Here is a 19,987-nt window from a genome sequence, read left to right on the forward strand (position 1 = left end):
GGATTAACGGTAAGCGAAGGGAAAACGGGAAATGCCGCTCATGTCCTTCAGCACTTCCATGTGGTTGTAGCCGCAGCCATCCATGATCCTGGTGACGGCGGCGGCCTGGTCATGGCCTATTTCCAGGGCCACGAATCCGTTTTCCGTCAGGTAATCGCGGGCTTGGGAAAGAAAACGTTCAATGATTTCCCACCCCTGGGGGCCGCCGAACAGGGCCGTGTGCGGGTCTCTCATCACTTCCGGAGCAAGTTCCTCGCCGTCCGCAATATAGGGCAGGTTGGCCACAATGACGTCAAAGCGGGTTTCCTGCACGGTCCGGGGCTGTTCCACGGCTTCTTCCGTATGCTGTTCCGGTTCTGCCGCAGACTGCCGTTCTTCGTCGGCCGGAGTGGCAGGCAGGTTTTCAAACAGGTCCGTCTGGATGGTGGAAACCCTGGCTCCCAGCCTCATGGCGTTTTCCAGGGCCAGATCCAGCGCCTTGGGGGAAATGTCCGCCAGAACGACTTCCCGTGCGCGGTCCTTTAATTCCAGGGCCAGCGTGATGCCGATGATTCCGGACCCGGTACCCATGTCCAGAACGCGGACGGGATGGGCGGGAATCCTGTTCAGTACCATTTCCACCAGTTCTTCCGTTTCCGGCCGCGGAATCAGGGCGCGGGCGTCCGTCAGGAACTCCCGGCGGAAAAACTCCGTGGTTCCCAGCAGGTGCTGCAGCGGTTCTCCGGCGGCCTTGCGCTTCAAAAGCTGGCGGAGGGGGGCCAGTTCTTCTTCCTCAACAGGCCTGTCAAACTGAGAATAAAGAGCCGTGCGGTTGCAGTGCAGAACGTGGGCCATCAGGTGCTGCATGGTGGCGCGTGCCTCGTCGCAGCCCTGGCGTGCCAGATACTCCGTGCCGGACTGCAAAACTTCCAGTAAGGTTTTCATGAAAGGGGGAAGGGGATTAGGACATGCCGGCTTCCGCCAGGCGTTCCTGCATTTCTTCATGCTGCAGGGCCATGATCAGATCCTCCATCTGGCCCATCAGGATGCCGTCCAGATTGTGGGACGTGTAGCCGATGCGGTGGTCCGTCAGGCGATTCTGCGGGAAATTGTACGTTCTGATTTTTTCTTCACGGCCTCCGGAACCGATCAGGCTGCGCCGCGCGGCAGAGTACTTTTCCGCCTCCTCGCGCTTTTTGGCTTCAAACAGCTTGGCTCGCAGGATTTTCATGCCCTTTTCGCGGTTTTTCATCTGGCTGCGCTCTTCTTCGCACCGGACATAGACGCCCGTGGGGATGTGCCAGATCTGCACCGCGGATTCCGTCTTGTTCACGTGCTGTCCGCCTGCGCCGCCGGAGCGGCATACTTCAATGCGGAGGTCCTCCGGGCGAATTTCTATGTCCACTTCTTCCGCCTCCGGCATGACGGCCACGGTGGCGGTGGAGGTGTGGATGCGTCCCTGCGTTTCCGTAGCGGGCACGCGCTGGACCCGGTGGACGCCCCCTTCGTACTTCAGGTAGCGGAACACCTCGTCCCCGGCAATGCGGCAGACGACTTCCTTGAAGCCGCCTACGTCGGACGGGCTGCTTTCCATGTGTTCAAAGCGCCAGCCGCGTTCTTCCGCAAAACGCTGGTACATCCGGAGCAGGTCGCCCGCGAACAGGGAAGCTTCATCGCCGCCCGTGCCGGCGCGGATTTCAATGATGGCGTCGCGGTCTTCCGTGGTGTCCCGGGGCAGCAGGCTGTATTGAACGTCGCTGCGCAATTTTTCCAGCCTGGCTTCCAGCTCGGGAATCTCCAGGGCTGCAAGCTCCGCCAGTTCCGGATCATCTGTCTTCGCCAGTTCCTGGTTGTCCGCCAATTGCTGTTCCGTGCCGTTCAGCTCGTCCCAGGTTTCCAGCAGTTCCTTCAGGCGCCGGTGTTCCCTCATGATCTCCGACGCTTTTTTCTGGTCGCTGAAAAAATCCGGTTCTGCAATGACCGTTTCCAATTCTTCCAGGCGCTGGCGGCGTTTTTCAATGAGAGGCGTGTAATCCATGGCGTTTTCGTGTACGAAATACTAAAAGATAACGTGACTTTCTGAAAGTCAAATCCGGGAAGATGTAAGACATGACCGCCGTATGGCGGAACAGCTTCCCGCCTGGAATATGAAGCTCGGAACGTTCCCGGTTCCAGAAAGGCCGGAATAAAGAAAAACCGCATCTTCCCAAGATGTGGAGAAATTTTCCTGCGAGTATCAAACCCCGGGAAGGTAAGGGAGATGAAGAGACTTAAATCATTGCATATCCTGTATTATCTCCTGTCTATCAAAATACAGGACATCATTCTAGATGGGGAAGTTTCTATCATAATACAGGGAGTTATTGACAATAAAGCCCGCGAACATGACCTGTCCAGAAGAGTACTTCCTTGAAAGGTCCATGAAGCGCGGACTTTATCCATGACCACAGGAGTTATTCCTGAAGCGCTTTTCTTTTCATGGTGAGATGTGCATTCTGTGCCTAGCCTTCGCCACTGCCTGAACAAGTGATCTTGTTTGAGGCGCCTGGTGATTGAATTAATTATTTGCTGCCCGTTGATTGCAGAGGGCTAAAAGTTCCTGCGTGTGTTCGGCAAGCATGAAAAGATCAGAGATATATAACTTTTTATTGCCCATAGTTGATGACAAAAATAGCGTACCGCCTTGTATTCCTGCTTCCAGGGTTAAGGAATATCCACGGCTTCCCAGAGTAATTTTATAATCCCCGATTTGCGGGTAGCCGAACGGGCTGGGAACAATCATGCCGGAATTCCATGTTTCTTTTTCCGTTTCCGTTACATGAACCGCGGTGTCTGTTTGATGAGTGTTGAAAGTAGCTGTGTCCACTTTGGAGTCAAGATCGGCCGCATCTGCCTTTTTATTCCATGCCGTACGTTCTTCTTCTGTAATATGGGAAACCGTGTTTTCGGCGTGTTTGGATAAATCGTTCTGTGTTGCCACAAGGATTCCGTTTACTGTAATAATCTTGTTCATGTCCCTTTTTGTTGGTTGTTGTGAAGTGGTTGAGAATTCCGGTGCCTCCGCCTTAATGAATTCTGAATAGTCTTCACCAATGGGAAGTCCCCATCTTTTTTGACCGTTAACTCTTTTTACAGGCCAAAATTACTAGGTGGAGGATTTCCGTGGTTGATGTTTTTCTCCTTGGTAGGGTAAAACGGCAATCGTTCATATCACTTCACCAGAAATCTGTAACAATTTGGAATATATATCATCACGCGTAAAGCGTTGAAATTTAAAAATGCGATTCCAATAAAATAGTGCCGTACTTTTTCGCTCCCTTCCGGCAGCTTCATTCAAAATAGAAAAAGCCTGATAAAATCAGGCTTTTTTCTTTCTGCTTCTTGTGAGAAGTGGCATCGCGTACGGGACTCGAACCCGTGTTGCCCGCGTGAAAGGCGGGAGTCCTAGACCGCTAGACGAACGCGACTTTTAGGTTTGCAGGGACTGCGCGGCGAAGTAAACACCATCACTGTTCCAAAGGCAAGGATTATTTGAACATGAAGTAAAAAATTATGCTATTTGCCTTCCGGAACGTGGGATTCGTCATATTCGTCCAGCCTGTGCTGCCAGAGGTAATACCGGGTTTGCTGGACCAGCACGCCGGAAAGGGCAATCAGGGAAATGAGGTTGGGCAGGGCCATCAGGCCGTTGGCACAATCCGCAAAGACCCAGACCAGGTCTATTTTTGAGATGCAGCCCGTAAAGACGGCCGCCACCCAGATGACGCGGTAGGGTGTGACCAGTTTCAGGCCACCCAGGTATTCCAGGGCTTTTTCTCCAAAGTAGGACCAGCCGAGAATGGTGGATACGACGAAGGTAACCAGGCTGAGTGTCAGCAGGGGAGAGCCCATGTAGGGGATTTTGCTGAATGCCAGCGTGGTGAGGCGGGAGCCGTCGCTGCATGAAATGTCCGGATGGGCGATGATGCTGGTGGTGAGCACGATGCCCGTCAGGGCGCAGATGACCACCGTATCCCAGAAGGGGCCGCTGGAGGAAATGAGCGCCTGCCGGACGGGGTTGCGGTTTTGGGCCGCAGCGGAGGCTATGGCGGCGGAACCCAGTCCGGCCTCATTGGAAAACAGGCCCCGGGCCACGCCGGTCCTCATGGCAGTCATGACGGCGGCTCCCACGACGCCGCCCGCGGCGGCTTCTCCCGTGAAGGCGCAGTCCAGAATGTACCGGATGGCGGGAAGAATGTAGTCCGCCTGGACGATCAGAATGTACATGCATCCAAGAATATACAGGACTGCCATGACCGGAACGAAAAAGGCGCATACACGGGCGATCCCCCGGATGCCGCCCAGCATGACCAGGGCCGTCAGGGCCGTCAGCACCGTGGCCGTTCCCCAAGCAGGAATGGAGAAGGCGTGATAAAGCTGTTCCGCGGCCGCGTTTCCCTGAGTCAGGTTGCCGATGCCAAAGGCGGCAATGGCCGTGAAAACGGCGAAGAGTACGCCCAGCCATTTGCATTTCATGCCGCGTTCCAGCACGAACATCGGGCCGCCGCTCATGTTGCCGTCCTTGTTTTCCACACGGTACTTGATGGCAAGCAGCCCTTCCGAGTAGCGCGTGGCCATGCCCAGAACCCCCGTCAGCCAGCACCAGAAGATGGCGCCGGGTCCCCCAGCGGCAATGGCCACTCCCACACCGATGATGTTCCCCGCGCCGATGTTGGCCGCCAGGGCCACCATCAGGGAGCTGAACGGGGAAATGTCCCCCTTGTCCGTGTGGTCCTTCACAAAGTACAGTTTCAGGGCCTTGAGCAGGTAGCGCTGCGGAAAACGCAGAATGACGGTCAGGTACAGATGCGTGCCCAGCAGCAGAATGAGCAGGGGCCATCCCCACAGAAAGGAACTGAAGGCGGACAGCCGGGAGGTGAGCATGTCTCCGGTTTGGAAGAAAGCATTTTGCAGAGCGTCAAGCATACCGCAGGAACTCTAAGGAAAAACTGTCTTGTGGCAAGTTCTTTAATGGATTGACGGAGATGGGTTGAAGAAAAAGACGGCTCTGGAAAATGAAAAAACCGCAGAAGAATGTCTTCTGCGGTTTTGAAGCCTGAATGAAGATTTTATGAGCGCCGGCGCCTCAGCAGCAGTGTGCCGAAGCCCAGCACGGACAAAGCGCAGGTGGCCGGTTCCGGGACCTGTTCGAGAGCTATCCATGTCAAGGCCGCGTTGTTGGCGTTGCCGTCACGAGTTCCGTTAATTGCCAGGGTCAGGGTGCCGTCGGTCACCTGAATGTTCGTCAGGTCCATATACAAAGCCCCGGCATTGGTTGTCCCGGAAAAAGCAGGCTGCCCCACCGTCATGGAAGTCCAGTCTCCGGGGGTGTTTGCGGCCGTCCCCGTATTGGTAGCGTAGGAAGCGTTGCTGCCATATTCCACTCCTCCCGCCGTGACGGAAACAAGCATATTGGCTACGTTGTTATTGCCGCGCGCCATCAGGCTGGACAAATTGTAAACTCCATTATCCAGTCCTGTAAACGCTACTGTAATAGAGCCGTCTCTGGCATACACACTGCTAAATGCTTCAGTCACTTGCCCGTTCATCAGGGCATCTTCAGGTAGTCCGGCATTCCAGGCCGTGCCGGGTCCTCCAATAGCGAATGCACCACCAGAATTATATTGGGCAGTAACTGTTACTTTAGCGTTTTCTCCGAACATGGACAGAGCAGTTCCGGAAGAAGTGATTCCCGCAACAGTCCATTTGTCTGTATCGGCAGAGTTGTCCCACGTAATATAGGCGGTGGTTGCTCCATGGGAAAAGGAAGCCGCCGCCAAAATCAGGGCCAGTAAAGATGATTTTTTGATCATAAGTAGATTTGCTTGATGATGAATAATCCTGTTTTATCTGCACTATCAAATGCTACGAAAAATAAAACGGATTTGGAATCCGGAAGGTTTTCGTGGCAAGGGTAACCCGATTTTCCCGGCTGTTTTCATATTCCCTGTTCAGGCGGATTATTAAATTTTCCCTGCTTGGGGGTGTGGATGCAAGCTTTTCATTATGAAAGAATTCTGATATCTGCAAAATCTCGAACAATAAAAATGCTGAAAAAAATGACCTCAGTGTTCTTGTTATATCGTTAATAAGGAAGGTTGGAATATTTCCGTTTTCAGAACGGCAAGCAGGGGGGAGAGAGGCCTTGCAGTTGTATTAACCCGCTCTTTTTTTGAAATTAAAGGTTGACTACGGATTCCAAATCCGGGCCATCGGTCAAAAACCGTAAAAATAAGGAATCAATTTCCCGGAAAAGGTGAATGCCGGGATACAGTAAACCCGCGGGAATCCTTTCGGATCTTGGCTCCGCGGGTTTACCTTCTCATCCCGGAATCAACTCCGGAAAAGGTTCAAATTCAATTCCTTGATGATGGATTGAAGAGCTGCCTGCCCCCTGACGGTGTTCCCCGCCGGGTCCAGGGGCGGCGAGAAGGCCGCCAGGGCCATCTTGCCGGGGGATACGGCCACCAGGCCGCCTCCCACGCCGGATTTGGCGGGCAGTCCCGCTTTGTACATCCAGTCTCCGGTGGAGTCATAGAGGCCGGACATGCACATTTCCGCCAGAATGGGCGGAACGTTTTCTTCCTTCACAACCCGTTTTTTGCTGACCGGGTTGACGCCTCCGTTGGCGTAGCAGGAGCCCATCAGGGCCAGCTGGGCGGTGGTGATGTTGAGGGAGCACATGCGGGTGTACAGGTCCACGATCATCGGCGGCGTGTTGTAGAAGTAGCCGTAGCTGTCCAGCAGCCACGCGATGCCGCGGTTGTGCTGGTTGGTGGCGCTTTCCGATTTGTAGATTTCCTGGTTGACCGTCAGGGCCGTGTTGGCGAAACTGTTGAAGTTGTTCATCATGTTTGCCCAGATTTCATCGGCGTCCGCGCCGTTGACCAGGCTGACGGTAGCCATGGCTCCCGCATTGACCAGCGGATTGAGCGGCTTGCCGCCATGCAGTTCAATGGCCATGACGGAGTTGAACGGCTCCCCGGTGGGGTCCGCCCCGATTTTTGTCCGCAGTTGTTTCATGCCTATCAGGTCCATCACGTAGGCCAGGTTGAAGGCCTTGGAGATGGATTCAATGGCGAAGGGCCTATCCGCGGACCCCGCCGTCAGCACGTCTCCATTGACGGTGACGGCGGCAATGGCCAGCAGGTCGGAGGGGACCTGTGCCAGGGCAGGGATGTACGAAGCGTTTTTGCCGCCCTGGACGGTTTTTGCAAAGGCGTAGGCATTGTCCAGCGCCGTTTGTATTTGTTCTTTGGAAGGAATGTTGTCCATGGGAGTATCTCCTATTGGTTGTGGATGCCTAGCGGTTCGGATTCGTTTTTTCCCAGCCGAAGGGTTCAAAGGCGTCTTCCGGGTCCACGGGACGTTTCCAGGAGGGTTTGGCCATGGCATGGATCACGAACGGGATGCCCGCGAAGATGAATGCGCCTACAACCAGCAGAATGATGTACATGGCGTTGCTGCCCACGGTGATTTGGTTCGGCGGGATGAAGCTGACCAGGAAGGCCGCCAGGCTGGCCAGGAAGCCGAGGCCGCCTACAATCCACATGCCGAAGGTTTTACCGCCGGGAATGCGGAAGGTGCGGGGAGTGTTCGGTTCGCTGTAGCGGAGATAAATGCCGGAGGCGAACATCAGCATGTACATGATGAGGTACAGGATGATGGTGAGCTGGGAGATGATCTGGTAGGCGGATTGAACGGAGGGCATGATCACGAACATGATGGAAAGAAGCGTAACGATGCAGCCCTGGATGATCAGGATGCCTTCCTGCACATTATTCTTGTTCCGCTTTTGCATGACGGGCGGCAGGTTGCCGGCCAGGCCCACCTGGTAAAGACCCTTGGAGGGGCCTCCCACCCACGCGGTCACCTGGGCCAGAACGCCCACGGCCAGCGCCAGTGCCATAATCCAGTTCATCCACCCCAGGCCAAAGAAGTTGAAGTAGTTGTCATAGGAGATCAGCAGGCTCTGGACCAGGTTGATCTGGGAGTTGGGAATGATGAACCCGATAGCCAGTGTGCCCAGAACGAAGATGAGCACCGTGATGATGGCGGAAATCAGAATGGCCAGCGGATAGTTGCGGCCGGGATCGTTTACGTCCTTGACGTGCACGGCGGACATTTCCATCCCCGCATAGAACAGGAAGATGCTGGCTGCCAGAACCAGGTTGTTGAAGTTGGTCATGTCCGGCACCAGCTTGTCCCAGCTCATGTCCAGCAGGATGGGGTTGCCCCCGGCCCAGTAGCTGAGTCCCAGCAGGATCAGAATGGCGCCCGGAATGATGGTGCCGATCATGGTCCCCCATTTGGTAACGCCGGCGGAAGTTCTCATGCCGCGCAGGTTGAGCAGCGTAGCGGCCCAGTACACGCACAGCACGATGATCAGGATGTACCATTTATTGGCGGCCAGGGCTTCGTCCCAGCGCTGGTTGGGACCCATGAACGCCAGGGATACGGCCGCGAAAGTCAGTACGGTCGGGAACCAGATGGTGCTCTCAATCCATTGAAGCCAGATGGCCAGGAAGCCCCATTTCTTGCCGAAGGCTTCGCCCACCCACCGGTAAACGCCGCCTTTCTGGGGCCAGCCGGTGGTGAGTTCCGCCGCTACCAGGGAGACGGGAACCAGAAAGAAGACCGCGGCAAAGATGTAATAAAACACGGAACTGAGTCCGTACGTACTTTCCGCCGGCATGCCTCGTAGGCTGACAATGGCGGACACGTTGATCATGGCGAGGGTGAATACCCCCATCCGGATGGCGGATTTTACCGCCGGGGCATTGTTCGGAGCAGCGGGATTGGTTGTGGTGGTCCCTGGTTGAGTCGTATTATTCATTGGTTTATTCCGGGTTGAGAATCGGGAGGCGTCGGGCTGTTGCCAGGCACCGGCCTTATGGGAACGACTAGCCGGCACGGGTTTTCGTTGAAGATATGGAGCAGATTGCGCTATGGAGTCTGTCTTAACAGTCCCTGGCGGAACGGGGAAGAATCTGGAAAACAGATTCATATTCCAGACAGTTCCGTCATGTGTGTGAAGACTGACAAGGGCAGGGGGGAGGAACATGTGCCGATTGATGCGGCAGAGTTCCGGTTTCCCCGTTCCTGCATTGAATGATCTGGATGGGAAAAGGCTTTTTACAGAATGTCCCGGGGTGGACGGCTGATTCCGGTTGAGGGCCGGGAAACCTTTTGTTCTGCCGAACGGAAGGGAAGGGGCGAATGATCTTTTCCCTGAACCTTGTGGGGACACGGGGGGCGCCTTCGTTGTTCCGGTGCCGTACGCACGCGTTCGTGAATACACGAATTTAAAGAGAGCCTTTTTTTCCGCCTTCTTAAATGCGAAGGGAGACGGGAAAGCCCGTGAAGACATTGCACAAGGAATTGTCCATGAAACCTCCTGCAAGAAACCTTCTGCAAGCGGTAAGAATTCCCGCCGGAGGAAAGAGGATGTTTTTGAAGAGCCGCGGGCAGAAGGCGGAGATGTTTTGAAGGCGCCATGAAAAAATCCGGGCACGGCTTGCTAGCTTTTCAAGGTATCCGGACAGGCCTGTCCCGGAGTGAATTACTGTTTTTTTGGCGAAGGTGCCGCCGCCGTACGCAGAAAGTACCGGTTCCTGATTGTTATCGGGATTTTTTACATCGTTGCCGGGGCGGGAATTAATGGGGAGGGAGATGGGGAAATTTCCCGGTCCGGAATGATTCATGGGGCCGCCAGTCCGTTGCGGCCATTGTATCTCCATGCCGCGGAATGCGGTTTACGGGAATAAGAAAGCGCCGGGCGTACCCGGCGCTTTCCAGTGTGTTTTACTATAGCAGGAAGTGTAACGTTTCCGGATCAGACCACTCCCTGGTCGATCATGGAGTCGGCCACCTTGACGAAGCCGGCAATGTTGGCGCCGGTGACGTAGTTGGTGAAGGACTTGTCGGAGGAATATTCCTTGGCGTGGGCCAGGGCGTTGGCGTGGATGTTGGCCATGATGCTCTTGAGCTTGTGGTCCACTTCCTCGCGCGTCCAGGACAGGCGCTGGCTGTTCTGGGACATTTCCAGACCGGAGGTGGCCACGCCGCCGGCGTTGGCTGCCTTGGCCGGGCCGTACAGGATTTTGGCGGCCAGGTAGGTTTCAATGCCTTCCAGGTCCGTGGGCATGTTGGCGCCTTCGGCAACCAGCGTACAGCCGTTCTTGATCAGGGTACGTGCGTCTTCCCCGTTGATTTCATTCTGCGTGGCGGAGGGGAAGGCGCAGTCGCACGGGACGCTCCAGGGACGCTGGCCTTCAAAGTATTGTGCCTTCGGGAACTGCTTCACGTATTCGGAGATGCGGCCGCGGCGCGTGTTCTTGAGGTCCATGACCCAGGCGAGCTTTTCCGGGGAAATGCCGTCCGGATCGTAGATGTACCCGTTGGAGTCGGACATGGTGACGGGCTTGGCGCCAAGCTCGTTGAGTTTTTCAACAGTGTACTGGGCCACGTTGCCGGAGCCGGACACCAGGCATACCTTGCCTTGCAGGTCGTCGTTGCGGGTGGCAAGCATGTTCTGGGCGAAGTAAACGCAGCCGTAGCCGGTCGCTTCCGGACGGATCAGGGAACCGCCCCAGTTGAGGCTCTTGCCGGTGAGAACGCCGGTGAATTCATTGCGGATTCTCTTGTACTGGCCGAAAAGGTAGCCGATTTCGCGGCCGCCTACGCCGATGTCCCCGGCGGGAACGTCCGTATCCGCACCGATGTGGCGCTGAAGCTCCGTCATGAAGCTCTGGCAGAAGCGCATCACTTCATTGTCGCTTTTGCCCTTGGGGTCGAAGTCGGAGCCGCCCTTGCCGCCGCCCATGGGAAGAGTGGTGAGGGAGTTTTTGAAAACCTGTTCAAAGCCCAGGAATTTGAGGATGCCCAGATTCACGCTGGGATGGAAGCGGAGGCCGCCCTTGTACGGCCCGATGGCGCTGTTGAATTCCACGCGGTATCCGCGGTTCACCTGGACCTTCCCCTGGTCGTCGATCCACGGCACGCGGAACAGGATGGTTCTTTCCGGTTCAACGATCCGTTCCAGAATCGCGTGATCTTCGTACTTGGAATTCGCGGCCAGAACCGGTTCGATCGTGCTGAGCACTTCCTGAACAGCCTGGATGAATTCTTTTTCGTGACCGTTCTTGGATCTGACCAAGTCGAGTACGCGCTGGGAATATGTCTGTGCCATCTCTCTGTATTGTATTTGGGTTAACGCTGCGTGCGCGGCTGGTTCCGCGCGTGCGCCTTCCGTTTATCATTCTGCGGCGCTGGCTAGCAATCCTTTTTTTCTTTGATGAACAGGAGGGGTCAGCAGGAAAATAGAAAATATCTTTCTATGTTGTGATTTTTAATCTGACCCCTTGTTGCAGAATTTCATGGCGTCTGGATATCATGGAACGCGGAGGGAGTCGCCGGGGTTTATTCCGGGCCGGACGTAAATAGGCGTTGCCGCGCTGCTTCCCCTGTGTATCTTTTCCATCCGGCATGAAAGAACCGTGAAGGGCAGACAGTTTTAAAGCCTTAATGACATGTGGCGTTCGCTTGCTTCAAAGCCCAGTTTTTTATATAAAGGAAATCCATCGTCCGTGTGATCAAGAATGACTTTCCGGACGCCTCGCCTTTTGAGTTCCTCCAAAGTCAGTCTCAATAATTTTTCAGCATGGCCTTTCCTGCGATGGTCCTTCACAGTATAGACGTTAAGTAATACTGCAATTTTTCCGGAGGGACAGGAGGGGAGAGGAGCCGTCATGAAAATACAGGCCATGCAGGTGGCGATCATCCGTCCCTTGTCCGCGGCAATAAAGATCAATAAATCGTCTTTTCCCAGATGCTCCCTTAAATAGGCCTCCGTCTCTTCACGGAAGCGTTCCCTGGTTGGAATTTCTCCCATGGACGAGGCAAATTCCATGCGTACATTCATGAAGTTTTCCAGATCCTCCCCGTTTGCCTGCCGATATTCCATCGCGTTTCCTCCCTTGAATTACAGTTGATGATGATTTTGTTCCAGCGTCTGCACCTGAAAGCCGTCCGTTGCTGCTGTTTTCTGCCGTATGAGTGCTCTGCCGGGTCAGGCTGTCAGCCGTTCTATCCAGGCCCTGATTTTCAAGTCCGTTTCCGCCATTTTCCTGGCCCGGTGGAGCAGGGTTCCCATGGATTTGGGGATGCCCATGTGCAGGCGGTTGCTGATCCATGCGTAGGGTACCATGGTGCTTTGCCGCACAGCCAGCGCAATGACAAGTTTGGAAGGATGGCTGTACGGAGTGGTGAGCAATTCTTCTTCCGACAGGCCGAAGGCTTTCAGACCGTTTTTAACGATGATTTCCGCCTGGTATTCCCCTATTTCAGAGGCCCGGACGCCTGTGGTGACGGGTTTTCTGCGCGCCAGCCTGGGAAGTTCGCTCACCAGTTTGGCCCGGAAGGCGCTGGACCCGTAGCACCAGCCGCGCTGGACGGTTCCCGGACCCACATGCCCCACGGGAATCAGGGAGCGTTCGTCCATGCGTTCCGCTTCAAAACGGCCCATCAGGTGATTAAGGTATTTCTGGCGCCCTTCTTCCGTGTCCGTGCAGCCGAAGCACACGAGGCCACGCTCCGGATGAATCCATTTGGGGCGCCTGGCGGGGGCGTCCAGCCACGCCGGGAGGCTGGTCCACTTGCAGCCGGAGAGGAAGGTATGGCGGCGCGCCAGCCCGGAGCGCGCGGGATTCAGGTGGATGTAGTCAATGATGGTGGAAAAGTAGTGGGCGTTGTCCGCTTCCACCACCATTGCGTGGTAGCGGCCCGCAAAGAGGTGGCCGCGCATGCGGTGGCGCGCGTTGAAACGCTGGGTATAGGCGGTTTGCAGCCATTTCATGCCGTCCACCAGATTGGCCCTGGAAGTCTGGAAGAGAAGGTGGTAATGGTTGGCCATCAGCGCGTAGGCGTAAACGGTCCAGCCGCATCTTCTGGCAGCCTCCTGGAACGTCCTCAGAAACGTCTTTCTGTCTTCATCGTCCAGGTAGATCGCGTCTCCGCGGTTGCCTTCGCTCTGCACGTGGTAAACCGCTCCGGGGTATTCGATTCTCAGGGTCCGGCTCATGCCGGAAGAGTAGCGGATGGAGGTGGAAATGCAAGATTGTTGTGATTTTTAATCTGACCACTGCGTGTAAAAAAAGATGAGGTGAAAATCGAATTTTCATGCCTCGTGCGGAGTGGCGGCATGTGCGCTGCACGGGCTACTGGAGCTACTGGAGCTTTTCCCTCCGCATGATTTCGGAGAGCACCAGATAGAGGTCCGTCTTGTTGACGACGCCCAGAAGATGGTCGTTGTCCGGATTCACCAGGGCCAGGGATTCTCCGCAATGGGGGCGGGAGAAAATGCCCAGGGCTTCCGGCAGGTGCATGTCCGCGGGAAGGGTGGGCATGTCGTTGCGCAGCACGTCCATCGCAAGCACGGCCTGGGCCAGTTCCTTGTTGCGGGCGAAGGCCGCCACGTCTTCCGCTTCCACGCTGCCCAGGTATTTTCCGGCGGGGGAAGTGACGAAGATGGGCTGCGCCGGATTCTTGATGAGCATGGAGGCAATAGTTCCGAATTTATCCAGCGGATGCACTACGGGCGGATCCTTGCGCGCCACGTCCTGAAGCTGTACCTGGGCGAGCGGCTTGTCAAAGGTGCTCCGGGGGCCGAAGGCCAGGGAATCGTGGTACATGGACTGGGCCTTGGTCAGCCGCGCCGTGCCGTAGGAGACCAGCACGCCGATGATGAGGGGGAACATCATCTGCCCGGCCATGGTGAATTCCACCACCAGCACCAGGGAAGTGATGGGAGCGTTGGCCGCCGTGGTGAAGAAGGCGGCCATGCCCACCAGGGAATAGGCAATGGCGTGTTCCCCCGGCACGCCCATTTGCGTGAGCGCCGCGCTGAACAGGAAGCCGAAGACGCTGCCGATGGTCAGGCTGGGCGTCAGGGCCCCCCCCACGGTACCGACACCGAAGACGATGGCAACGGTGCAGATTTTCAGGGCCAGCAGGATGGCCGCCTTTGTCGTGTCGAACTCGTAGTGGATCAGCGCCGTGATGATGTTTTTTCCGTTGCCTACGATTTCCGGGTAAAAGATGGCGATGACGCCCACCAGCATGCCGGCGGCCATCAGGCGCACGGGCAGCCAGTGTCTTTTGCCGTTCAGATATTGGCGGGATTTTTTCAGGACCAGCAGCCAGAGACTGGCCAGCAGGGAGGCCAGACACCCCAGCAGGACGCACCAGAGCACGTGCTGGTTGCCCGTCAGGGAAACTTCCTGCTGGAGCTGGTAGATGGGGGCCGGTTCATGGAAAAGCCCCATCGTGAAGTAACCCGCACAACTGGCGACCAGGAGAGGGGCCAGGAAGTCAATGGTCAGCGCTCCCAGTACAATCTCGCTGACGAACAGGCCGCCGGCCAGCGGCGTGTGGAAGGCGGCGGACATCCCGGAGGCGGCGGCGCAGGCCACCACCAGCCTCAGGCGCGGGGCGGAAAGGTGAAAGAAGCGTCCCAGGGCGGACCCCACCACCGCGGCGGACTGCACCAGCGGACCTTCACGGCCTATGGAAGCGCCGGACCCGATGGAAAAGACGGCGGAAAGGGAACGCAGAAGGCTGGGCTTGGGAGGCACGTAGCCGTTGCCCAGGGCCACGGCTTCCATGTATTCCGTGGCCTTGGCCGGTACGAAGCGCTGCGTGAACAGGAGGGTGAGGCCGGCCAGCAGGCCCCCCGCCGCGGGAACGAAAATGCACCAGGCCCAGTCCTGGGAAGCCATTTCCTGGAAAGCCTGTATTTGTCTGTAGCCGTGGCGGCCCGTCAGCAGGTCCTGCACCAGTTCCACGCCCATTTCAAAAAGAAGGGCGGTCAGGGCGCCCAGGGCGCCGACAAGGGCCGCCCAGATGAAGATGACCTGCTTGTCTCCCAGCTTGATTTTCTCCCGCAGGTTCAGTGCCATGCGGAGCCAGGACCAGGACATGTGCGTCTTGCCTGCGGTCTGATCTTCCTCGTTCGTCATTGCAGGGCTTGTTGAAGGGATGCCAGCAGGGCGGCTTCATCTCCCGTCCATTCCCCTCGGGGGCCCAGCGGAGCGTTTTTATGCCAGCGCAGCAGCTTCTGCATGGTGGTCAGGTAACCGGTGACCATAACAGTAGGGACGCCCAGCATGACAATGAGGTGGGCGGTCTGGGCGCCATCCGGCCAGCGGATGCCCTCCGGGCTGATGCCTACGGAGACGTACATGGAATCCAGGGCCGTGGTGCGGCCGTGCGGTACCGCCAGCCCGTGGTCCAGATAGGTGGTTTGCGTTTCTTCACGCAGGAGCACGGCATTCTTGATATGCCTGGACTGCCTTTCATCAAGGACTTCCGCCATGGAATCCACCAAGGTTTCCAGAGCCTGTTCCTGTGTTGTGTCGGGCTGGAGTGTGCGTACGTGAATTTGAAGATTGTCTGCCACCGGGTCTGCTAAAGGCTTTTGGCTTTTCATTCTAGGAGGGGAGCCATGATTATCAAGGAAATTCTGGCCTGCGGACGGGGAAGGAAGGCGGTCCGGCGTCCCGTCACGGAAAAAAGCGCCATGCCCGGGGGGGGGGCAGGAAGGCTTTTGGGGCGGTTCCGTCATGAAACGGCGTGTTTTGGGCTTTCTCTTCTCCCGGAATAGGGCTACCCTGCCGCCGTTATGCAGGATTCGGAGGTAATCAAACTCGTCAAACCCGTGCCGTCCGACAAACTGGCCATCCAGGTGCTGGTGATGTGGTACAATGCGGTGCGCCCCAAATGGAAAAAGCCGCTGGACCTGACGATTACCGGCTTTTTTGTGCTGATGACCCTGTATTCCTTTTCCCTGCGCCCGCTGCCTCCGTTCGCGTGGTTTTCCCTGGCTGGTGCCTTGGCGGCGATCATTCTGTCCTGGTTTTACGTCCCTTTTCTGGCGAAGGCCGCCCTGGCCGCCAACAAGAAAGTGCCGCTGTATTATCAGGAAAAAGACTACGTTTTCCATGAAGACTACCTGACTTTTTCCAGTGAAGGCGTGGACCCCCTGAACATTCCCTATGACCGCTTTACGACGCTCTGCAGGACGCGCCAGGCTCTTCTCTTCCTGTTCGGCAAAAAACTAGTGCTGTGGCTCCCTCTGCACATCATGAGCGCGGAGGAAATGGAAAGCATCCTGAACCGGTTCCGCAATCACGGGGTGGAGGTGAAGGAACTTTACTGATGGGGAGGCGCTGGCCGGATGCCGGAGTTGCGGAAAAGGGTAAAGCGCAGCATCTGAAAAATCGCATTTTCCGGGCTTTTTGATTGAGCGGAGGTGCAAAACGGGTAGGGTAGGCCCATGTCACGTTACAATGGAGAACAGGTACTGGTGGTTCCCCGCGCCGTCTTTGAGGAAGCCGGTTATTTCCAGGGACACCGCGAGGGCGGGGAACATTATCTGGACGCGTTCATGAAGCCTGGAATAGCCTCCTTCATGGACCGGGAAGCCGCGGAGAACGATCCGTCCCACAAGCAGATCATCGCCTATGCCATCTTCTGCCACCAGGGCCGCATCCTGCACTACACCCGTGGCGGTTCGGGGGGAGAGGCCCGGCTGCATGACAAGGGCTCCATCGGCATAGGCGGCCACATCAATCCGGTGGACCGCCAGTCCGGCCATGACGACGTTTCCACCTATCTGGCCGGCGTGGAGCGTGAAATCCGCGAGGAGCTCGTCATTGACGGAGGCTGCACCCAGCGCGTACTCGGCGTGATCAACGACGATTCCAATGAAGTGGGCGCCGTGCACCTCGGCATCGTCCATTTGTTCGAACTGGATACGGACCGGGTGCGCGCTAATGAATCCGCCCTGGACAATCTGCGCTTTGTAACTCCGGAAGAATTGTCCGGGGATATGTTTAATAAGCTGGAAACCTGGTCCCGGCTTGCCCTGGAGTTGTTCTGGAAAAGGCGTTCCTGATTTTACTGTTTTGCGGGACAATGCTTCTGCCGCATTGTTCCGGACAGGCTATTCCGGGGTTGCGTTGCCGGAAAGGCGGCTCCTTACCTGGTTTCAACTGCGGCGGCGGCCGAGCAGGAGCCCCAATCCCAGCAGTCCGAGCGAGGCCGCGGCCGGTTCCGGAACGGCACTCAGAGCGTATTCCTTCATCTGGTCTTTTGTCAGGGCTCCCATATACAGGTCAAAGTTGTTCAGGGTATATTCCCCGGTGACCCCGTTCGGGACGCTCCAGGTATTGCCGGAACCGTCCTTGGCTGAGAAGTTGAGCTGGGTCATGGTGACGCTGCCGAACCTGACGCCGGTGCCGTTCAAAGATGCAAGAGTGGTCAGTGAAGACGTGTCATTGCCCAGCATGGCGGAAATGGTGACATTTCCATTACTGTAAGTGTAAAACAGGGTAAGGGGCTGTTCTGCGGAATAGCCGGACAGGGTATTCGTTTTCCAGGGGGAGGCGGCAGCGGTGCCTCCATTGTAGTTAAAGCCTCCCACGCACAGAGTAAGGTCTCCGGAATCCGTCAATTGAAAGCCCATTCCTTCCAGGTTCTTGTAGTTGGAGGTGGTGTTATAGGTAAATAGCAGGCCCACATCCGTTCCGGAGGTGGCTTCCAGACCGGAAATGGTAAATGCCATGGTCCATGAAGTGGTTCCGCTCACCGGAACGGTGGTGGGAGAAGAGACATTCAGAGTATCTCCGTTGCTTCCGTCGTAGATGGTATAATCCTTTGAATAAGCAGGATTCAGACCATTGATGGAAGCGCCGCAGCACAGGCTGCTTCCCAGAATGGCGGCCAGGAGGGACAGGTATTTGGTCTTCATATTGATTGCTCTAGCAGATTGGAAAAATGTTTCCTGGGCAGGAGAACATCCGTTTTTTATCGGATTCTTAATCCGCCTGTAACATCCGCTTCAGTAAACAGTGATAAAAGCTAGAGAATCATAGGGAAATGAATTTAAAAAAAAGACCAGATATGTAAAATTTCCATGGGAATCAATGTTTTATGATAAATAATTCATTCACCGTTAATATTTTTAATTGTTGGCGGATTAAGAATCCGCCGCGGCATTGAAAATTCTCTGTAAGATCAGGAACTGTATTGGGTTGTGCATAATTATGGAATATAAAAACCATGGATAATTAATTCCTGAAAAACAAGATGGAGAATTTATCAGTATGTTAAATGTCCATGAATTAACCTTAAATAAATTTTGGAATGGAGCCCTTATACCCGGAAACCGGGCCGGGAAAGGGAAAAAAGAAGGAGATGAAGAAAGAATCCCCGCCGCCCGGCATCATGCGGCGGAAATGGCAGGGGATAATTCCTTGAGTTCCTGTCCCGGAATTATAAAGCGCCTTTAGCGGAAAGGAGGGGAAAAGGGCCGTTCTGCCCGGCAGGACCGGAAAGAAAGGGGAAATTCGTTTCTCCGCATTACCGGAAAGAAAAATCCCCGGCAAGTTGTACTTGCCGGGGGATGAAAGAACAGTCAAAAAATCCCCCATTTTGAGGGACATCCTTTTTTATCGCCTGGAAGGGCCGTCCATGATAGCCTTGTGGCTCATGTTCCAGCCGCCGCCCAGTGCCGTGTACAGGGATACCAGCGTGCTGGCGTGCTGATAGTAATACTGGGAGAGCTGGATCTGGGCCGGATACAGGTTCTGCTGGGCGTACAGCACTTCAATGTAGTTGGAAAGGCCGGTGCGGTAGCGTTCGAAGGAAAGCTTCACGGCCGTGTGGTAGGCTTCCACGGCTTCGGACTGGATGGCCGTAATGTCGCGGAGCTTGGTGCGCTGGATCAGCGTGCTGGAGACTTCGGACAGGGCATTGAGCACGGTCTGTTCGTAATCGTTCTTGGCTGCCAGGAATTCCGCCTTGGCCGCCTTTTCAGAGGCCGTGAGCCTGCCCGCCTGGAAGAGGGGCCCCGTCAGGTTGGCTCCAATGCCCCAGCCGCCGCGGCGTCCCTGCACATGGCGCAGGTCGCTGGAGGCGATGCCTCCGGCAGCCGTCAGGGAGATGGTCGGGAAGTAGTCCGCAATGGCCGCACCTACGTCGGCATTGGCGGCGCGGAGCTGGTATTCGCTCTGGCGCACGTCGGGCCTTCTGGAAAGGATATAGGCCGGGATGCCGGCGGGAACCTTGATATTGTAGGAAATGTCGCGGAGGCTTCCGGAGCGGCGGATGTGGCCGGGAGCGCGTCCCGCCAGGGCGGAGACGGCGTTTTCCAGATTGGCTATTTGCGCCTCAATGGCGGGAATCTGCGCCTGGGAGGAGGCCAGGGCGGCCTTGGCGGAAGATACCTGGAGCTTGTCGCCCACCTGGCCTTCCAGCTGTTCGTCGAACAGGCGGAGGCATTCGGAGTAGGATTCCACGGACTTCTGCACGATGGCGAGCTGTTCGTCCAGCTGGAGGAGCTGGAGATAGGAGTCGGCCACCTGGCGGAGCAGGGAGAGCATCAGGGCACGCTGGCCTTCTTCGGAAGCGAGGTAATCCGCGCGCGCCGCTTCCGTCAGACGGCGGGTCTTGCCCCAGATGTCCAGCTCCCAGGAGATGCCGCCGTCAATCATGCCGGGCGTCAGCGTGGTGCCCGTGGTCTGCACGATGTTGCCGCTGGTGTAGTTGGCCCCCTTGCTGAGGCCGCCGGCGTAGTCCGCCCACGGGAAGAGCGGGGCTTCCGTCACGGTGATGTACTGGCGTGCCTTTTCCACGCGCGCCATGGCGGCCTTCAGGTCGCGGTTGTTGTTGTAGGTGTCCGTCAGAAGGTCTTGAAGGTCCTTGTTCTTGAACACCTTCCACCAGGGGAGGTCCGCGATGGACTCCGTGGATGCTCCGGCGCCCCTGAATGCCGCGGGCATGGGCATGTCCACGGGCTTGAAGTCGGGGCCCATCATGCATGAGGAAGCCGTTACGGCGGTCCCGAGCAGAATGAGGCGTGTGATGTATTGGTTCGGTCGCATATGCGTATATCTGTTTTAAATGTATT

The 19,987-nt window shown here is 56.3% G+C and carries 16 protein-coding genes and 1 tRNA gene; 2 read left to right on the forward strand and 15 right to left on the reverse strand.

Annotated elements, in window-relative coordinates; all coding sequences use genetic code 11:
• Positions 1-3 precede the first annotated feature (3 nt).
• The 13 genes from prmC to OQH67_RS09935 all read right to left on the reverse strand — a co-directional run bounded on the left by prmC (position 4) and on the right by OQH67_RS09935 (position 15,505).
• The gene (prmC, locus tag OQH67_RS09875) at positions 4-924 is read right to left on the reverse strand and encodes a peptide chain release factor N(5)-glutamine methyltransferase (RefSeq protein ID WP_215434804.1); all 921 of its coding nucleotides are present in this window, start codon (positions 922-924) and stop codon (positions 4-6) included.
• Between the two features lie 16 nt (positions 925-940).
• Entirely contained in the window at positions 941-2,017 is a 1,077-nt protein-coding gene (gene prfA / locus OQH67_RS09880; protein ID WP_215434802.1) for a peptide chain release factor 1, read from the reverse strand.
• 519 nt (positions 2,018-2,536) lie between these two features.
• Positions 2,537-2,992, reverse strand: coding sequence for a hypothetical protein (locus OQH67_RS09885; protein WP_215434801.1), 456 nt, complete (start codon positions 2,990-2,992; stop codon positions 2,537-2,539).
• A 378-nt stretch (positions 2,993-3,370) separates the two neighbouring features.
• Positions 3,371-3,446, reverse strand: a tRNA-Glu gene (locus OQH67_RS09890).
• 88 nt (positions 3,447-3,534) lie between these two features.
• Positions 3,535-4,944, reverse strand: a complete 1,410-nt coding sequence (locus OQH67_RS09895) for an alanine/glycine:cation symporter family protein (RefSeq protein WP_215434799.1) — start codon at positions 4,942-4,944, stop codon at positions 3,535-3,537.
• A 143-nt stretch (positions 4,945-5,087) separates the two neighbouring features.
• Entirely contained in the window at positions 5,088-5,831 is a 744-nt protein-coding gene (locus OQH67_RS09900; protein WP_215434796.1) for a PEP-CTERM sorting domain-containing protein, read from the reverse strand.
• Between the two features lie 520 nt (positions 5,832-6,351).
• The gene (gene glsA, locus OQH67_RS09905; protein WP_215434794.1) at positions 6,352-7,293 is read right to left on the reverse strand and encodes a glutaminase A; all 942 of its coding nucleotides are present in this window, start codon (positions 7,291-7,293) and stop codon (positions 6,352-6,354) included.
• Positions 7,294-7,321: 28 nt separating this feature from the next.
• A complete protein-coding gene (gene gadC, locus OQH67_RS09910) occupies positions 7,322-8,854 on the reverse strand; it encodes a glutamine/gamma-aminobutyrate antiporter GadC (RefSeq protein ID WP_251828155.1) in 1,533 nt (510 codons plus the stop codon).
• Positions 8,855-9,853: 999 nt separating this feature from the next.
• The gene (gene gdhA, locus OQH67_RS09915; protein WP_215434792.1) at positions 9,854-11,209 is read right to left on the reverse strand and encodes an NADP-specific glutamate dehydrogenase; all 1,356 of its coding nucleotides are present in this window, start codon (positions 11,207-11,209) and stop codon (positions 9,854-9,856) included.
• A 324-nt stretch (positions 11,210-11,533) separates the two neighbouring features.
• Complete coding sequence (locus OQH67_RS09920; RefSeq protein ID WP_215458854.1) at positions 11,534-11,983, reverse strand: GNAT family N-acetyltransferase; 450 nt, start codon at positions 11,981-11,983, stop codon at positions 11,534-11,536.
• Positions 11,984-12,088: 105 nt separating this feature from the next.
• The gene (locus OQH67_RS09925) at positions 12,089-13,099 is read right to left on the reverse strand and encodes a transposase (protein ID WP_215434788.1); all 1,011 of its coding nucleotides are present in this window, start codon (positions 13,097-13,099) and stop codon (positions 12,089-12,091) included.
• 145 nt (positions 13,100-13,244) lie between these two features.
• On the reverse strand, positions 13,245-15,035 hold the full coding sequence (locus OQH67_RS09930; protein WP_215434786.1) for a chloride channel protein: 1,791 nt from the start codon (positions 15,033-15,035) through the stop codon (positions 13,245-13,247).
• Positions 15,032-15,505 (reverse strand): PTS sugar transporter subunit IIA, encoded by a 474-nt coding sequence (locus OQH67_RS09935; RefSeq protein ID WP_215434779.1) that lies wholly within the window; start codon positions 15,503-15,505, stop codon positions 15,032-15,034. The genes OQH67_RS09930 and OQH67_RS09935 overlap by 4 nt, the downstream gene beginning before the upstream one ends.
• Positions 15,506-15,697: 192 nt before the next feature.
• On the opposite strand from OQH67_RS09935, the gene OQH67_RS09940 reads away from it, so the two are divergent.
• Positions 15,698-16,234, forward strand: a complete 537-nt coding sequence (locus OQH67_RS09940) for a hypothetical protein (RefSeq protein ID WP_215434777.1) — start codon at positions 15,698-15,700, stop codon at positions 16,232-16,234.
• Between the two features lie 117 nt (positions 16,235-16,351).
• Positions 16,352-16,972 (forward strand): hypothetical protein, encoded by a 621-nt coding sequence (locus tag OQH67_RS09945; protein ID WP_215434775.1) that lies wholly within the window; start codon positions 16,352-16,354, stop codon positions 16,970-16,972.
• 93 nt (positions 16,973-17,065) lie between these two features.
• Here OQH67_RS09945 and OQH67_RS09950 read toward each other — a convergent pair whose 3' ends face one another.
• Entirely contained in the window at positions 17,066-17,827 is a 762-nt protein-coding gene (locus OQH67_RS09950; RefSeq protein ID WP_215434773.1) for a PEP-CTERM sorting domain-containing protein, read from the reverse strand.
• Positions 17,828-18,527: 700 nt separating this feature from the next.
• The gene (locus OQH67_RS09955) at positions 18,528-19,961 is read right to left on the reverse strand and encodes an efflux transporter outer membrane subunit (protein WP_067572531.1); all 1,434 of its coding nucleotides are present in this window, start codon (positions 19,959-19,961) and stop codon (positions 18,528-18,530) included.
• Positions 19,962-19,987: the final 26 nt, after the last annotated feature.

The sequence above is a fragment of the Akkermansia biwaensis genome (genome assembly GCF_026072915.1).
GTDB lineage: Bacteria > Verrucomicrobiota > Verrucomicrobiia > Verrucomicrobiales > Akkermansiaceae > Akkermansia > Akkermansia biwaensis.

What these genes read in the sequence shown, in the direction of transcription:
- OQH67_RS09935 (WP_215434779.1), bottom strand. Translation starts at nt 15,505, where the DNA reads ATGAAAAGCCAAAAGCCTTTAGCAGACCCGGTGGCAGACAATCTTCAA.
- OQH67_RS09950 (WP_215434773.1), bottom strand. Translation starts at nt 17,827, where the DNA reads ATGAAGACCAAATACCTGTCCCTCCTGGCCGCCATTCTGGGAAGCAGC.
- OQH67_RS09925 (WP_215434788.1), bottom strand. Translation starts at nt 13,099, where the DNA reads ATGAGCCGGACCCTGAGAATCGAATACCCCGGAGCGGTTTACCACGTG.
- OQH67_RS09930 (WP_215434786.1), bottom strand. Translation starts at nt 15,035, where the DNA reads ATGACGAACGAGGAAGATCAGACCGCAGGCAAGACGCACATGTCCTGG.
- OQH67_RS09940 (WP_215434777.1), top strand. Translation starts at nt 15,698, where the DNA reads ATGCAGGATTCGGAGGTAATCAAACTCGTCAAACCCGTGCCGTCCGAC.
- OQH67_RS09920 (WP_215458854.1), bottom strand. Translation starts at nt 11,983, where the DNA reads ATGGAATATCGGCAGGCAAACGGGGAGGATCTGGAAAACTTCATGAAT.
- glsA (WP_215434794.1), bottom strand. Translation starts at nt 7,293, where the DNA reads ATGGACAACATTCCTTCCAAAGAACAAATACAAACGGCGCTGGACAAT.
- OQH67_RS09900 (WP_215434796.1), bottom strand. Translation starts at nt 5,831, where the DNA reads ATGATCAAAAAATCATCTTTACTGGCCCTGATTTTGGCGGCGGCTTCC.
- OQH67_RS09895 (WP_215434799.1), bottom strand. Translation starts at nt 4,944, where the DNA reads ATGCTTGACGCTCTGCAAAATGCTTTCTTCCAAACCGGAGACATGCTC.
- gadC (WP_251828155.1), bottom strand. Translation starts at nt 8,854, where the DNA reads ATGAATAATACGACTCAACCAGGGACCACCACAACCAATCCCGCTGCT.
- OQH67_RS09955 (WP_067572531.1), bottom strand. Translation starts at nt 19,961, where the DNA reads ATGCGACCGAACCAATACATCACACGCCTCATTCTGCTCGGGACCGCC.
- OQH67_RS09885 (WP_215434801.1), bottom strand. Translation starts at nt 2,992, where the DNA reads ATGAACAAGATTATTACAGTAAACGGAATCCTTGTGGCAACACAGAAC.
- OQH67_RS09945 (WP_215434775.1), top strand. Translation starts at nt 16,352, where the DNA reads ATGTCACGTTACAATGGAGAACAGGTACTGGTGGTTCCCCGCGCCGTC.
- prfA (WP_215434802.1), bottom strand. Translation starts at nt 2,017, where the DNA reads ATGGATTACACGCCTCTCATTGAAAAACGCCGCCAGCGCCTGGAAGAA.
- gdhA (WP_215434792.1), bottom strand. Translation starts at nt 11,209, where the DNA reads ATGGCACAGACATATTCCCAGCGCGTACTCGACTTGGTCAGATCCAAG.
- prmC (WP_215434804.1), bottom strand. Translation starts at nt 924, where the DNA reads ATGAAAACCTTACTGGAAGTTTTGCAGTCCGGCACGGAGTATCTGGCA.